12 protein-coding genes are annotated in these 13197 nt (G+C 58.9%); 5 read left to right on the top strand and 7 right to left on the bottom strand.

Annotated elements, in window-relative coordinates; genetic code table 11:
* Window positions 1-2 precede the first annotated feature (2 nt).
* Complete coding sequence (locus LQ220_RS03845; RefSeq protein ID WP_230186938.1) at window positions 3-1352, top strand: O-antigen ligase family protein; 1350 nt, start codon at window positions 3-5, stop codon at window positions 1350-1352.
* On the opposite strand, the gene LQ220_RS03840 is transcribed toward LQ220_RS03845, so the two are convergent.
* From LQ220_RS03840 to LQ220_RS03820, 5 genes are all read right to left on the bottom strand, one after another.
* A complete protein-coding gene (locus LQ220_RS03840) occupies window positions 1349-2059 on the bottom strand; it encodes a hypothetical protein (RefSeq protein WP_230186937.1) in 711 nt (236 codons plus the stop codon). The two genes, LQ220_RS03845 and LQ220_RS03840, sit on opposite strands and share 4 nt — an antisense overlap.
* Before the next feature lie 54 nt (window positions 2060-2113).
* Complete coding sequence (locus LQ220_RS03835) at window positions 2114-4243, bottom strand: Wzz/FepE/Etk N-terminal domain-containing protein (RefSeq protein WP_230186936.1); 2130 nt, start codon at window positions 4241-4243, stop codon at window positions 2114-2116.
* A gap of 62 nt (window positions 4244-4305) precedes the next feature.
* Entirely contained in the window at window positions 4306-5667 is a 1362-nt protein-coding gene (locus tag LQ220_RS03830) for an outer membrane beta-barrel protein (protein ID WP_230186935.1), read from the bottom strand.
* Window positions 5657-6067, bottom strand: a complete 411-nt coding sequence (locus LQ220_RS03825) for a hypothetical protein (RefSeq protein ID WP_230186934.1) — start codon at window positions 6065-6067, stop codon at window positions 5657-5659. Before LQ220_RS03825 ends, LQ220_RS03830 begins: the two co-directional genes overlap by 11 nt.
* A 146-nt stretch (window positions 6068-6213) precedes the next feature.
* The gene (locus LQ220_RS03820) at window positions 6214-6693 is read right to left on the bottom strand and encodes a polysaccharide biosynthesis/export family protein (RefSeq protein WP_230186933.1); all 480 of its coding nucleotides are present in this window, start codon (window positions 6691-6693) and stop codon (window positions 6214-6216) included.
* A 974-nt stretch (window positions 6694-7667) separates the two neighbouring features.
* On the opposite strand from LQ220_RS03820, the gene LQ220_RS03815 reads away from it, so the two are divergent.
* Window positions 7668-7823 carry a hypothetical protein gene (locus LQ220_RS03815; protein WP_230186932.1) on the top strand — a complete coding sequence of 52 codons (156 nt, stop codon included), beginning with the start codon at window positions 7668-7670 and terminating at the stop codon, window positions 7821-7823.
* Between the two features lie 43 nt (window positions 7824-7866).
* On the opposite strand, the gene LQ220_RS03810 is transcribed toward LQ220_RS03815, so the two are convergent.
* Window positions 7867-9114 carry a threonine ammonia-lyase gene (locus tag LQ220_RS03810; protein ID WP_230186931.1) on the bottom strand — a complete coding sequence of 416 codons (1248 nt, stop codon included), beginning with the start codon at window positions 9112-9114 and terminating at the stop codon, window positions 7867-7869.
* Window positions 9115-9221: 107 nt separating this feature from the next.
* On the opposite strand from LQ220_RS03810, the gene LQ220_RS03805 reads away from it, so the two are divergent.
* The 3 genes from LQ220_RS03805 to LQ220_RS03795 are packed head-to-tail and all read left to right on the top strand — an operon-like array spanning window position 9222 to window position 12576.
* Window positions 9222-10091, top strand: coding sequence for an NAD(P)-dependent oxidoreductase (locus tag LQ220_RS03805; protein WP_230186930.1), 870 nt, complete (start codon window positions 9222-9224; stop codon window positions 10089-10091).
* Entirely contained in the window at window positions 10088-11752 is a 1665-nt protein-coding gene (locus LQ220_RS03800; RefSeq protein WP_230186929.1) for an amidohydrolase, read from the top strand. The genes LQ220_RS03805 and LQ220_RS03800 overlap by 4 nt, the downstream gene beginning before the upstream one ends.
* Complete coding sequence (locus LQ220_RS03795; protein WP_230186928.1) at window positions 11749-12576, top strand: class I mannose-6-phosphate isomerase; 828 nt, start codon at window positions 11749-11751, stop codon at window positions 12574-12576. The genes LQ220_RS03800 and LQ220_RS03795 overlap by 4 nt, the downstream gene beginning before the upstream one ends.
* Window positions 12577-12656: 80 nt before the next feature.
* Here the strand turns inward: LQ220_RS03795 and LQ220_RS03790 are convergent, their stop codons facing one another.
* Window positions 12657-13043 carry a tetratricopeptide repeat protein gene (locus LQ220_RS03790; protein WP_230186927.1) on the bottom strand — a complete coding sequence of 129 codons (387 nt, stop codon included), beginning with the start codon at window positions 13041-13043 and terminating at the stop codon, window positions 12657-12659.
* Window positions 13044-13197 lie beyond the last annotated feature (154 nt).

Raw genomic sequence — 13197 nt, 5'->3', positions numbered from 1 at the left:
CTATGAACACACACGGCGTTAGCCTGTCCGCTGCTGTCGCGCCTGAAACGTCAGCGCCCTTTTTCGATTATGCTCTCGCACGGTCCCTGTTGCCGATCGTCGTTCCGATCGGCCTGGCGTCCGGCTTGCTATTCCGTGGCTTCGACAGCGCACAGGGGGCTGCGGCCTGCTCCATCATCAATGGGATGATGGTGATGGCAATGTTGCTGTTGCGCCCCCCGATATTGTCGTTCTGGACAGGCGTAGCGCCGATCCTGACGCTGGCCGGCGGTGCGGCCTTGTGGCTGATCCTCATTCAAGTCGGGATTCCGGTCGTTCCCTTCGCCGACCGCCCCGTTGCCTTCGCACCGGATATGTTTGCGCCGGAATTTGCCGGGTGGATGGCCGGGCTCTATGCATTCATGATCGGTGCGTTGATGGCCGCCAATCGTCGCGACGCGCGTTGGGCGATGAACACAGTGCTGTTCGCCATGTGCGGCATCCTGTTGATCGGCCTGATCGTGCGGAGCGTTGGCGGACAGGGTGCGCTCGATTATTGGTCGTTGTCGCGGCAGGGGCGCTTTGCGGGTACGATAGGCAATGCGAATGTGACCGCGGTGGTTGCCGGGATGGTCGCGCTGCTGGCGACGGGCCGCTTGTTGAGCCTGATGCGCCGCGAACCGGGGAAAAAACCCGATACACGGACGACCGTCAACATGCTGTGCCATGCAGGCGCATGGCTGATCGCGGTGGTGGCGCTGGCGTCCACGGCATCCCGTGTGCCGATCATCCTGACAACTGCGCTGGTCCTGTTGCTGACGGCGCGCACGCTGAGCCGGGGCAGGATAAACTGGACCCGATTGGCGGTATATGCCGCGCCCGCCATCATCTTGGTGATCGTCATCGCACAGGCTGAGCTTTTTCAGGCGCGGCTCGACGGCACATCATATGAATGGGGCGCGCGGCTCGGGTTATGGAGCCAGTATTGGGATATTGCGATGACCTCACCCGTCTACGGTTATGGCCTGGGTGGATTTCAGAGCATCAACGTGTTTGCCATGTCGGGCGTGCGCTTTGCCGAAGGGGCGTGGATCGTCAATTCGGCGCACAGCTTACTGCTGCAGATACTGCTGGTGGGCGGTGTACCTTATCTGCTGTTGATGACTGCGCTGGGGTGGCGCGTGGCGCGCGATATCGTGCGCGACTATGCGGGGTCGCCCTGGTCGACCCGGCGCTGGTCAGTCGCACTGGCGATCCTGCTGATAGTGCTTTGCGCAATGGTCGACATTGTAATGGACGTGCCATCGACAATTACGCTGGCGCTGTTTCTGACAGGGTTGTTGTGGGGTCGTGGGGTGTTCGTAGAGCACTAAGGGAAAGCGAGACTGCTTCTGCCATTGGCGAGATAGTTGCCGTCGGCCAGACGCAATTCACGCCAGCGCAGAACCAGAGGCTCATAGGCTCGCGTCGCGCGCGCCGCTCCGAAGATAGCGCGGCGTACATCCGGATCGACGCGCGACAGCCATAGGGCTTCCTCGATCACGCGGTTACGTACGAAGCCATCCAACGACTCCCACTGGGCCATGCCGTATGTCACTCGCCAACCCGATGCATCGCGCAGAAACGGAGCATCGCTGTACGATCGTGACAACGCAGCCAGCGACGCCTGAAGATGGCTGGAGCGGGGGCGTAAGGATTCGATGTAGGCCTTTACAACCCAAGCCTGCGCCCAATGAGGACGTGCATCGATCGCCAGGTCGACCTGACGCGAAAGCGACGCGAGGTCATTATCTCGCCCCATAACTCCTGTCGACTGGATGGCGCGCGCCCGGTAGATCGCATCGCTCAGCAGCAATCGGGGCTGAGACCCCGCATCGACTGCAATGGACGAACGTTCCGTCACACTGTCGCCTCGGGCAAGCGCAAGTTCCTGCGTTTTCAAGCCCGCATCGGCGGTTGCAACCGCATGCTCCCGCATCCACAGGCCGAGGGAAAGCAGCGTCGACAGCCCCAGAAAAATGACGGCAATCACCGTCAGATGTCGGGCGCGGTGGACGGGATCGTTGGATCGGCGCGCCATAGCTAACTCTGGATGCGTAAAGCGGTCGTCGGGTGAAGCCGACGACCCTTAGGCTCAGTTCGGCTGCTGATAATAAGCGGAATATTTCTTCGAATAATAAAGGCCGCCAATCGCCTCCGCCGAGGAATCGACCATAGTGTAGATCGCCCCGACAGGGTTGGCGCCGTCGGACTTGAGCCAGCCCAAAGCGGAGACTGCCGCGGCGGCGGGCGTATCGTTCCAACGAACGATCAACACGGTCACGTCAGCGAGCACCGAAAGGAAACGGCCATCGGCCAGGCCCACCAGCGGCGGCAAATCGAGTACGATATGATCGTACCGCGTACGCAGCTTATCCAGCAGGTTCTTCATGTTATCCGCGCCGAACAGATCTTCCGAACTGAAATAGGGCGCGCGGACGAGAAGATGATCCAAGCCCGGAACATCCCCCGGAACGATGACTTCTTCTGCCGTAGCCTTGCCGTGAAGGATTTCCACGATGCCCGGTCCCGTGGGCGGATTCGAAACCAGCGCGCGCATTGCAGCACGACGCACGTCGCATTCCAGCAGAAGCGTTCTGGAGTTGTTGGAAGCAAGGGTGCGCGCGAACGACAAGGATGTCGTGGTCTTGCCTTCGCTCGGCAGTGCGGAGGTAAAGGCAATCACCTTTGGCGGCGTGCTGGAGCGCACGCCCAGAATACCCGCCCGCGCGATGCGGAGCGATTCGGCAAAGAGCGACGTGGGCTTTTCCAACAGGAGGTCCGCCGGGTTGACCGACTTGGGCACCTTGGGAATGGCGGCGAGAACGGGAATACCAAGCTGGTTTTCCAATTCTTCGACCGTTTGCATGCCCGTCACCAGCATTTCCTGGACGGCAATGGTGCCCGCGCCCGCAGCGAATGCGGCAACCAGCGCCAGTGCAAGGATCAACGGCTTGTTAGGCGACGTGGGCTTCGAAGGCGGCTGCGCGCGATCCACGATCACGGCCTGCGAAATGCGATTCTGGGCAGCCTGTGTGCTTTCCAACGCAAGTTGCGAGGCGCGGTCGAAGGCGGCACGCTTTGCCACGGCTTCGCGTTCCAGGCTTTCGGCCATGACCGAAGCCTGCGTGTTGGACGCACGTTCCACTTCGAGACGGCCCATCGAGCCGCGCAAGCTGGCCGCGCGTGCATCTGCGGCCGTCGCATTGGCGCGGAGCGAACCGATCACGCGGAGCGCTTCATCCTTGATTTGCTGATCGATGGAAGAAAGCTGATCGCGGACGCGCGCATATTCGGGATGCTTTTCGCCATAGCGCGCCTGAACTTCACCGACTGCGCGCAATACCAAGGCGCGCTGACGACGCAGTTCTGCGACCACTTCGGAGCTGCGCACTTCGGCAACGGCATCCAGACCGCCACAGGCAACTTGACCTTCCGCAGCAGCGAGACTGGCGCGAGCGGCGGCAGCTTCCGATTCTGCCGTGGCGAGCTGGTTCGAAAGCGGTGCTACCTGCTGATCGACGATCGTACCGCCGCTGCCATTACCATCGCCGCTGACTGTCAATCCAGCGCGTGCGCGATACGCAGCCACGGCGGCGTCAGCACTGCGCACTTCCGCACCGAGCTCTGCGGCCTGTCGCTTAAGTTGCTCGGACTGCTTCTCAGCCGCACCGGCATTGGTGCCGACACGGGTGTCGAGATAAGTTTCAGCAAAAGTGTTCGCGATGCGGGCCGATTTTACAGGATCGCGCGATGTGAAGCTCACTGCGAGAAGATATGTAAGCTTGTCGCGCTCAACCGAGAGATTGGCAAGCAACGCCTGCGCAACCGCTGTCTCCCGGTCTGTCTGACCAAGTGTGGCGGCGTCGGGGCGATTGGCCAGACCGGCGGTGAACTCCGGATCATTCGTCAGCTTCAGCCGACTCACGACTTCGCGTGCGAGGTCGAGGGAGTTAAGGACCGCCACTTCGGTTTCGATGGCTTCGGGGTTGAGGGCTGTGCTGCCCCCGCTGTTCTGCGCCACGCTTTGCGCGGGATCGATGCGGATACGAGCGGTCGTTTCATATTTCGGCGTCATCATGAACATCAGCACGACGCCCAACGCCAATACAGCGGCCGCCACCAGCACCAGCGTCAGCCAGCGCCGCCGGATTACATCACGAACAGTCTGCAGCAAGTCCGATAACTGGCCGTCATAGTCAGTCATCTGCTTCGAAATTTCCATGATGTAATCCGTATTTAGAGATTGAACTTCACACGGCCCGCAGGCGTAATTCAGAGATTACCTCAGCGCTGGACAACCAGCGTAAGTTGCCCGCGGAACTCGTCGAATGTCTGGCCCAGATCTTCGCCTGTCGTGTCGCGCTTGATGTACGACATTTGCAGTTGAAGCCCGAGCAGCCGGTTGATGAAATATCGTGCGCCGCCCGATCCCCGATAGAAGGTCGTCTTGCGCGCACTGCCGATGAAATCCTGCTGCGCATATTCACCGATTGCGTTGAGAACCAGATTGCGGAGCAGTTCGTGATCGACGCGAAGCGAAAAGCGATTGTCGAAATAGGCATTGATATTGCCGATATTCGAATCCTCGATCACGCGGCGGGCATTGACGCCCAACGTCGTCAGTTCCGTCGGGAAATATTCGACCTTGGCCTCGACCGACAGGCCGTCGACATCCTTATACAACGGGCTGTTGAAGTTCCGCTTGGCATAGCCGACGCCCAGCGTACCACGGACCAATCCCGACAGATCGAAGTTCGTCCCTGCGATCGCACGATAGCTGTCCGAATCGCGATTGGCGATGCCGGGCAGAAAATTCGTGTCGTAATTGGTGTCGGTGTAATTGACCTGACCGTAGAATGACACGCTAGGCGTCACCGCATATTCGGCCTGTCCCGTGACGCGATGCAAGGTCCGATCGCGGTTTTCCTGATCGATAACCGTGCCGCTCGGCAGCTTGATGGGATCGAAGGAGAAATGGCTGCGATCCGCCGCCAGAATCAGGCGCCCCTGACCGACGCCATATTGCCCGCGAAGCGACAGGAAATCACGTTCATATTGCGAGAGCACGGCCAGGTTGGAGGCCACGTCGCCCGTGATCGGTGTTTCGAACTGCTGCGCATATTGCGCTTCGCCGGTGACAGAGAGGGCATTGCCCACATCCAGTCGTCCCAACGCGCCAAGGTTGAACGCGTCTTCGTTACGGACCGAGTTGTTGAAGAAGCGCCGGAACGCGCCCGCTGCCTGCAACTGCACCTGATGCCGATCCCATTCGGACCGCAAGCGCGCCGAAGGATTGAAGACGGCGAAACCGTCCCCTTCCTTATTACCGTTGGTCAGATAGACGTTGTCGCTATAGCCGACGCCGGTTTCAACCTTCGGAAACAGCTTGAACCCGCCAAGGTTGACACCGAGCGGATCATATTCCGGGCGGGGCCGTTCGGTAACGCTGACATTGCGCCCCTTGTCGAAACCGTCAGGAAGAAACGCAGGCACCAGCGGACTTGCTTCGATCTGCGCGTGCGCCATGGTCGGCACCGTCGCGATGCAACCCAACAACAGGCCGGACAGCAAGCGCTTGGCGGATTTGCCCTTAACGGCGGACGGACGCTTAAGCAGCAGCGTGCTGCGCGAGAACCTAGTTACCATAGTTCGCGCCTCCGCCACCGATGGCAATTACCGGAGCGGAGAATCCGCTGCCGCCGCCATCGCCAGCGCCGCCGGGGATAGCCGCCGTACCGCGACGGAACTTGCGACGCAGGGCAAGACGCACGTTAGCGATGGCTTTCTTCAGCGTAGGGGTAACATTCGGCCCCGCTTCCACGACATCGAGCGCCGCTTCCATTGTTTCGAGCGAATATTCGCCCTGACCAAGAACGAACATCATGGATGCTTCCATGTCTTCGACTGACGCCGTCGGAGCCAGCTTCGACAAATCCGCCTGCAGAGCGGCAGCGATCATACCGACCTGTTCGGGATCCACCGGGGCCGGTGCGGCGGCTACTTCAGCCTCCTGAGGCGCGACAAGCGCGAAAGAACTGGTCGTCATCGCCAGAACCGCCAGCAGCGGGGCCGCGAATAGGCGACTGAAACGCACTGAAGCGATCGGCATCGATTGAGCGTTCAAAGCAATATTGTCCCTGTTAACATTTATCATTTTTCAGCATCCTCATGTATTTCGCGGCACTAAGGCCGTTAAAAATAGCGTTCCCCGACCCGAATGGTATCGCCGGGACGGACGCTGAGATCGGGGGTAAGCCGATAGGTTTCTTCGGCGGTCGAGCCCGACCGACGTATGTAGACGACCTTACGGCTCGCGCGCGGCGTGAACCCCTGCGCTGTTGCCACGGCGTTCAGCACAGTCAGTCCGCTGGCATAAGGATATTGGCCGGGTGCGGTAACTTCACCAAGGATGAAGAACGGTCGATAAGCCGTCACCTCCACGCTGACCTTCGGCTCGCGAATGTAGCCATCCGACAAGCGCGTCTGCACGATCTTGGCGATTTCGACGGGCGACTTGCCCACGGCCTGAACGTCGCCCAGCAACGGCAGGGACAGCGCACCGTCGGCGCTGACCGAGAATTCGCCGGACAAGGTAGGCTCATTGAAGACCGTCATGCGGACCTTGTCGCCTGCGCCAAGCTTGTAATCCTCAACGGCGACGGATTGCGACATATAACGATCGCCTGCTTCAACCATCGGCGTCGACGACGATGTCGCACAGCCATGCAGGAAGATGCTTGCCAGGAGGCACAGCAAAAATCTCAAATTCACGCGCAAAACCACAACATCGAAAGATTAGATACAGCTCCAGATTAGTCCTGTTTCGCGGATGCAGCAAGAGCGGTAACCAATTAACGCGCTAAAGTAGAATAAGTTGTATAGCGTTTCATGATTTATTGATGAGATTTTTGCGTTATAGCTATATTACGCTTTTGTATTTGCGTTATCGCACTTTCTTTTGCCCTTATTTCCCCGATTTTCAATTTACGATGCCAGATTCTCAATATGCATTTTTGCACATAATAAAATTTACACCTTGTCTTGAGACCTTGAAACATATGCCCCCAAGCGCTGGCAGGCGATTTCCGCCCCTGGAACCCTTCCCGTCACGCGCGAGTCCACGAGAAATGATGGTTAATGCTGCAATGGCGAACCTGCGCGCGACCATCAAAAAAGTTCTCGCAGCCATGTCGATTAAATAGTTTCATTTACGAACGTATCTAGTGCATGGGGCAATTGTTCGGCGCGGCAAACAGAGTTAATTCCGCGCCGAACGGAGGGATCGCGGCGATTTAAGAGTAACCCTTTTGATATTTACTTTGAAAATGATGCCGATTTTATAGAATGCAGTTCGTAAAGATCATCAATAATTTTGATGTAATATAATATTACTTAGAATATTATATAGTTAATTATCACTTTCACCAGATATCTTAGAATTATTCATGTGTTCATCGAGGAAAGGCGATGTGCTGCGCTGCAAAATTTAACGATTTTTTCTACGGTTTAACAAATATATATTGTCAACACCCCTTCAAACCATTAGATATATTAGCGGTAAGAACATAAAAATATCGAATGAGAGAGATGCAAATGACATGCGCGCAGGGGGCGTTCATGTGAACGTTGTTTCAAGGGCGCAGAAAATGAATTATTCCACCATGCAAGATATGACGTCGCCACGGGACATGACGTGGAACGAATCGCGTGCAGAAAACCTGATCAGCACCGTTTCCCGCATATCGGGCGTCTTTGTGATGGCGATCAGCGTTCTCGGACTGGCGCTGTGGATCGTCACCTGATCCTGTAAACGCCGCACCGTTCCCACGGTGCGACAATTACATCTCAGGCGAGTTCGACCGGGGACACTTCATAACCCGCATCCGCAATAGCGGCGAGCAATCGATCGAGATGGGCAGCGTCTCGCGTTTCGCATTCGACGTCCAGGCTTAAGCCCTTTGCCGGGAGATTGGTGAAGATACGCTGGTGCGATAGCTCCAGGATATTCACGCCCACTTGATCGAAGATGCGCGCCACGGCGAAGAGCGTGCCGGGCCGATCCTGTAAAATGATGCGCAGGCGCGCGAGCCGACCCGAGCGGGCCAGATCGCGGAGCAATACGTTAGCCAGCAGCCGCGTATCAATGTTACCGCCACACAATACCAGCCCAACGGTCCGCCCGGCAAACTTATCCTTGTGCGATAGCAATGCGGCAAGGCCAGCAGCCCCCGCGCCTTCCACCACAGTCTTTTCGATTTGCAGCAGCAGGCTGACGGCTTGCTCAAGTGTGCGTTCGCTCACCAGGACGATATCGTCCGCCAGTCGCTCAACGAAGCGGCGCGTAAGCATACCCGGCTGCTTGACGGCGATGCCCTCGGCAAGTGTGTCGCCATCGCATGCCAGATCGGCATTGTTCATCAGGCTATACATCGAAGGATAGAGTTCGGCCTGCACGCCGATCAGCCGCATATCGGGCTTCATGGCCCGTGCCGCCGTGCCCATGCCCGAGAACAAGCCGCCCCCGCCGATGGGTATGACCAACGTATCGATGTCCGGCGCATCCTCCAGCATTTCCAGCGCGATCGTACCCTGCCCGGCGATGATGTCGGGTTCGTCGAAAGGATGGACGAAGGTCAGCCCGCGCTCCTGCTCCAGCGTGCGGGCGTGCGCATAGGCGTCGTCGAACTTTTCACCATAGAGGACAACGGTCGCGCCATGGCCTTCGGTCTGCATAACCTTCACGGTAGGCGTGGTCGTCGGCATCACGATGGTAACGGGAACACCTAGCCGCGCGCCGTGATAGGCCAGCCCCTGCGCATGATTGCCTGCGGATGCGGCAATGACGCCCTTGGCCCGCGCTGCATCGTCCAGCAGCAGCAAACGATTGAGCGCACCGCGCTCCTTATAGGCTGCCGTGAACTGCAGATTTTCGAACTTCAGATAGACGGTCGCGCCGACCATGTTCGACAAGGTGCGGCTGATCAACGTGGGCGTTCGCACGATCGATCCGGAAATGCGGGCGCGCGCGGCCAGTATGTCGTCCACGGTTACGGGCAGCGGCAGCGCGCCCTCGATCTTGGTCAGCGTGTTCATGGCGCTCGCCCCTACCCTATCGGCGCTCAAGAAGAAACTGGCTCTTGCCCAAATCTGCCCTTATGCCGGACCGAACCTTCAATCAGCCTTTTTCTAAAGCGGGTGCAATGGCAAATATAGCGTTTATCGGCCTGGGCGTGATGGGCGGCCCTGTGGCAGGACATCTGGCCCGCGCAGGGCATCAGCTCCATGTGTTCAATCGGTCCATTGGCAAGGCGAAGGCGTGGGCGGAGGCCTATGGCGGCACGGTGGCGGTCAGTCCGATGCAGGCTGCGCAAGACGCCGATGTCGTCATCACCTGCGTCGGCAATGACGACGATCTGGCCGCGGTAACACTGGGTCGCGATGGCGCATTCCGATCGATGAAGAAGGGCAGCCTGTTCATCGACCATACGACCGTATCGGCCCGGATTGCGCGGCAATTGTTCGTGGAGGGCGAAAGCAAGTCCATCCATTGCGTCGATGCGCCAGTATCGGGCGGGCAGGCAGGCGCGGAGAATGGCAAGCTGTCGATCATGTGCGGCGGGACCGGCCCGGCGGTCGAGGCGGCGCGGATCGTGATGCAAAGCTATGCCGCGCGCATTGTCCATGTCGGCGTCGCGGGCGCTGGACAGACGACGAAGATGGTGAACCAAATCTGCATTGCAGGCGTTCTGGAAGGCCTATCGGAAGCGCTTCGTTTCGCGCAGGCAGCCGATCTCGATCTCGACAAGGTGTTCGAGGCGATTTCAGGCGGTGCTGCGCAAAGCTGGCAAATGGAAAATCGCTGGAAGACTATGGCGCAAGACAGTTTCGATTTCGGCTTTGCAGTCGACTGGATGCGCAAGGATCTGGGGCTGACGCTGGAGGAAGCGCGATCCAATGGCGCAACCTTGCCGATGACGGCGCAGGTCGACCAATTTTTTGCCGACATTCAGGCGATGGGCGGCGGGCGGCAGGATACCAGCGCACTGGTGCGTCGGATCACGCGCGTATGAAGGGTCGGATCGGGTTTACGGTCGCACTGCTCGGAGCATCCCTATCACTTCCGGCCTTTGCATCTTCCCTCGTCGATAACGTGAATGGCGTTGCGTTGGATGACAAGGGCAAGCTGATTTCGTTCGACGGAATGATCGTCGGCGACGATGGCAAGGTCGAGAAGCTCCTGCAGAGCATGGACAAGCGGCCCGAGCGACCGACGTTCAAGTTGGATGGCAGGGGCCGGACGATGATCCCCGGCATGATCGACGGTCACGGGCATGTCATGGGGCTGGGCATGGCGCTGCTGACACTCGACTTGTCGGACACCCGATCGCTCGCGGAGGCGCAGGCGAAGATACAGGCCTATGCCCGCGAAAATGCCGGCCGGAAATGGATATTGGGGACGGGCTGGAATCAGGAGCTTTGGGGTCTGGGCCGCTTTCCGACTGCGGCGGAACTCGACGCTGCCGTTGCCGACATTCCGGTGTGGCTGGAACGGGTCGATGGCCATGCGGGCTGGGCCAATAGTGCTGCGCTGAAGGCTGCGGGTATTACTGCTGCGACCAAGGCACCCCCTGGTGGCCGCATCGAAATGGCGGCTGGCAAGCCGTCAGGCGTTTTCGTCGATGCTGCCAAGAGCCTCGTTGAGCGGGTAGTGCCGCCGCCCGCGCCGAAAGACCGGGATCTGGCCTTTGCCAAGGCACAGGAAAAGCTGCTGTCGGTCGGCATAACGGCCATCGCCGACATGGGCACGACCATGGACGACTGGCAGACGTTCCGCCGTGCGGGGGATCGCGACACATTGCGCGTCCGGATCATGTCCTATGCATCGGGTATCGACCAGATGATCGCCATCGCTGGGCCGGGACCGACGCCGTGGCTGTATGGCGACCGACTGCGCATGGGCGGGGTCAAACTGTATCTGGACGGAGCGCTGGGATCGCGCGGGGCGTGGCTGAAGGCGGATTATAGCGACGCAGCGGGACAGCGCGGTTTGCCGCTGACGGGGTCGACGCAGTTGCGCAATCAGATGAGCCGCGCCGCGATGGATAATTTCCAGATTGCCGTCCACGCCATCGGCGATCAGGCCAATGCCGAAGTTCTCGATGCCATTGATGAGCTATCGGACACCTATAAGGGCGACCGTCGCTGGCGCGTCGAACATGCGCAAATTGTCGATCCTGTCGACCTGCCCCGCTTTGCCGCGCATGGCACGATTGCGTCGATGCAGCCGGTCCATGAATCCTCAGATTGGCGGATGGCGACGACCCGTATGGGCGAGGCGAGGCTGAAAGGCGCATATGCCTGGCGCACAATGTTAAACAACAAAGTGCCGCTGGCGTTCGGTTCCGATGTGCCGGTGGAATCGCCCAATCCCTTCCCCAGCATTGCGGTTGCGATGACGCGCGAAGATGCCAAGGGGGAACCGTTCGGCGGATGGCTGCCGCAGGAACGGGTCAAGTTGGAGGAAGCTCTGATGGCCTTCACGCAAGGCGCAGCCTATGCCGGTTTTGCCGAAAAGCGGTTTGGCACCTTGGCGCCGGGTCAGCAGGCCGATTTTTTACTGATCGACCGCGACATTACACTGTCACGTCCCGCCGATATTCGTGACACGCAGGTGCTGGAAACATGGGTCGGCGGCAAGCGCGTATATGTTAAGGGAAGCGTTGAGAAATGACGACTGTGCAGAAGACGGGTGCCATCCAGTTGACGCAAAAGACCGTGGAAAAACCTTGGGGCCGCTACGATCTGCCTGCCATCTTTCCCAATCCCGATGGCCAGAAGATCGGGGAAATCTGGTTCGATGGACCGGAGGGCCGTCATCCGCCGTTGCTGGTCAAATATATCTTCACCAGCGAGAAGCTGTCGATTCAGGTGCATCCCAATGACAGCGAAGCCGCCGAGCGCGGCCTTGCGGGTGGGAAGTCCGAATGCTGGTATGTGCTGGATGCGGAACCCGATGCGCGGCTTGGCATCGGCACGACGCAGCCTTTGGATGCCGATGCATTGCGCGCCGCCGCGCTGGACGGATCGATCGAAGCGTTGATGGACTGGAAAGCTGTTCACCCGGGCAGCTTCTTCTATATTCCTGCCGGGACCGTTCATGCCATCGGCGCTGGCATAACGCTCGTCGAAATTCAGCAGAACAACGATGTGACCTATCGCCTGTTCGATTATGGGCGGCCGCGTGAATTGCATCTCGATGACGGCGTTACAGTGAGCAAGGCGAAGCCATTTCCCGTCGGTGACCGTGTTTTACCCCTTGGTACGGAAACGCGGGTGGTGGATGGAACGGACGCCCCGTTCACCATGGATATGATCGCATGGAAAGCAGGGGACAGCCCCGTGCTGCCAGACAGCCTGCCCTGCTGGTTCGTCCCGATCACGGGATCGGGAACGATCGATGGCAAGAATTGGTCGGCCAACGAGTGCTGGTTGATCGATAGTGCAGTGAACCTGTCCGTAGCGCAGGACACCACAGGCTTCGTCGCCTTCCAGTAACGCCCAATTGCATGGAACAAATCGGGCGGCTGGCACAGATTAGCGCCGCCGCCCTATGAGAAACCTATGCGAACGCGCGCTTATCGGGAAGCGTATGTCGTGCGCGGCAGTCGGCTCATGGCTTCGCGCGCGATGGCGCGAGAGGACTTGATCGACCCATCGGCCAGCATCAGGTCGACCGGCATCGCTTTGATGGCCGAACGGTACGCAGCGTCCGCATCGGTAATACGCCCCATACCGGCATAGGCATTCCCAAGATTGATAAGGCGGGCGGGATCGCCGACTGTGGCGCCGTCCAAGCTGGTGAGGCGTGACGCAGCTGCGTCATAATCGCCTTGCATCAGCGCTGCCACGCCAAGCGCACCGGGCGTATAACCTATTTCTGCCTGTGGCGCCGCCACAGCGGATGTCGAAACGCCCGCCGCCAGAAGCGCCGCGCCCAATATCATGACAGACCGCTTGATCATCACATCCTCCAAAAAATCTTCTTACTATAACGATGAGTATTTCACTTTTATGACGTTACAGCAATATAGATGGACGATGCGGCTATAAGATTTATTCGTTTGTAATCAGTGGCCTACAAAGACCCTTTGGCGAGCGTGCTATTATGACAGATTT

The organism is Sphingobium sp. CECT 9361, from assembly GCF_918741285.1.
GTDB lineage: Bacteria > Pseudomonadota > Alphaproteobacteria > Sphingomonadales > Sphingomonadaceae > Sphingobium.
This window is presented reverse-complemented; position numbering and strand designations above follow the sequence as displayed.

What these genes read in the sequence shown, in the direction of transcription:
- LQ220_RS03845 (WP_230186938.1), top strand. Translation starts at nt 3, where the DNA reads ATGAACACACACGGCGTTAGCCTGTCCGCTGCTGTCGCGCCTGAAACG.
- LQ220_RS03840 (WP_230186937.1), bottom strand. Translation starts at nt 2,059, where the DNA reads ATGGCGCGCCGATCCAACGATCCCGTCCACCGCGCCCGACATCTGACG.
- LQ220_RS03835 (WP_230186936.1), bottom strand. Translation starts at nt 4,243, where the DNA reads ATGGAAATTTCGAAGCAGATGACTGACTATGACGGCCAGTTATCGGAC.
- LQ220_RS03830 (WP_230186935.1), bottom strand. Translation starts at nt 5,667, where the DNA reads ATGGTAACTAGGTTCTCGCGCAGCACGCTGCTGCTTAAGCGTCCGTCC.
- LQ220_RS03825 (WP_230186934.1), bottom strand. Translation starts at nt 6,067, where the DNA reads ATGACGACCAGTTCTTTCGCGCTTGTCGCGCCTCAGGAGGCTGAAGTA.
- LQ220_RS03820 (WP_230186933.1), bottom strand. Translation starts at nt 6,693, where the DNA reads ATGTCGCAATCCGTCGCCGTTGAGGATTACAAGCTTGGCGCAGGCGAC.
- LQ220_RS03815 (WP_230186932.1), top strand. Translation starts at nt 7,668, where the DNA reads ATGAATTATTCCACCATGCAAGATATGACGTCGCCACGGGACATGACG.
- LQ220_RS03810 (WP_230186931.1), bottom strand. Translation starts at nt 9,114, where the DNA reads ATGAACACGCTGACCAAGATCGAGGGCGCGCTGCCGCTGCCCGTAACC.
- LQ220_RS03805 (WP_230186930.1), top strand. Translation starts at nt 9,222, where the DNA reads ATGGCAAATATAGCGTTTATCGGCCTGGGCGTGATGGGCGGCCCTGTG.
- LQ220_RS03800 (WP_230186929.1), top strand. Translation starts at nt 10,088, where the DNA reads ATGAAGGGTCGGATCGGGTTTACGGTCGCACTGCTCGGAGCATCCCTA.
- LQ220_RS03795 (WP_230186928.1), top strand. Translation starts at nt 11,749, where the DNA reads ATGACGACTGTGCAGAAGACGGGTGCCATCCAGTTGACGCAAAAGACC.
- LQ220_RS03790 (WP_230186927.1), bottom strand. Translation starts at nt 13,043, where the DNA reads ATGATCAAGCGGTCTGTCATGATATTGGGCGCGGCGCTTCTGGCGGCG.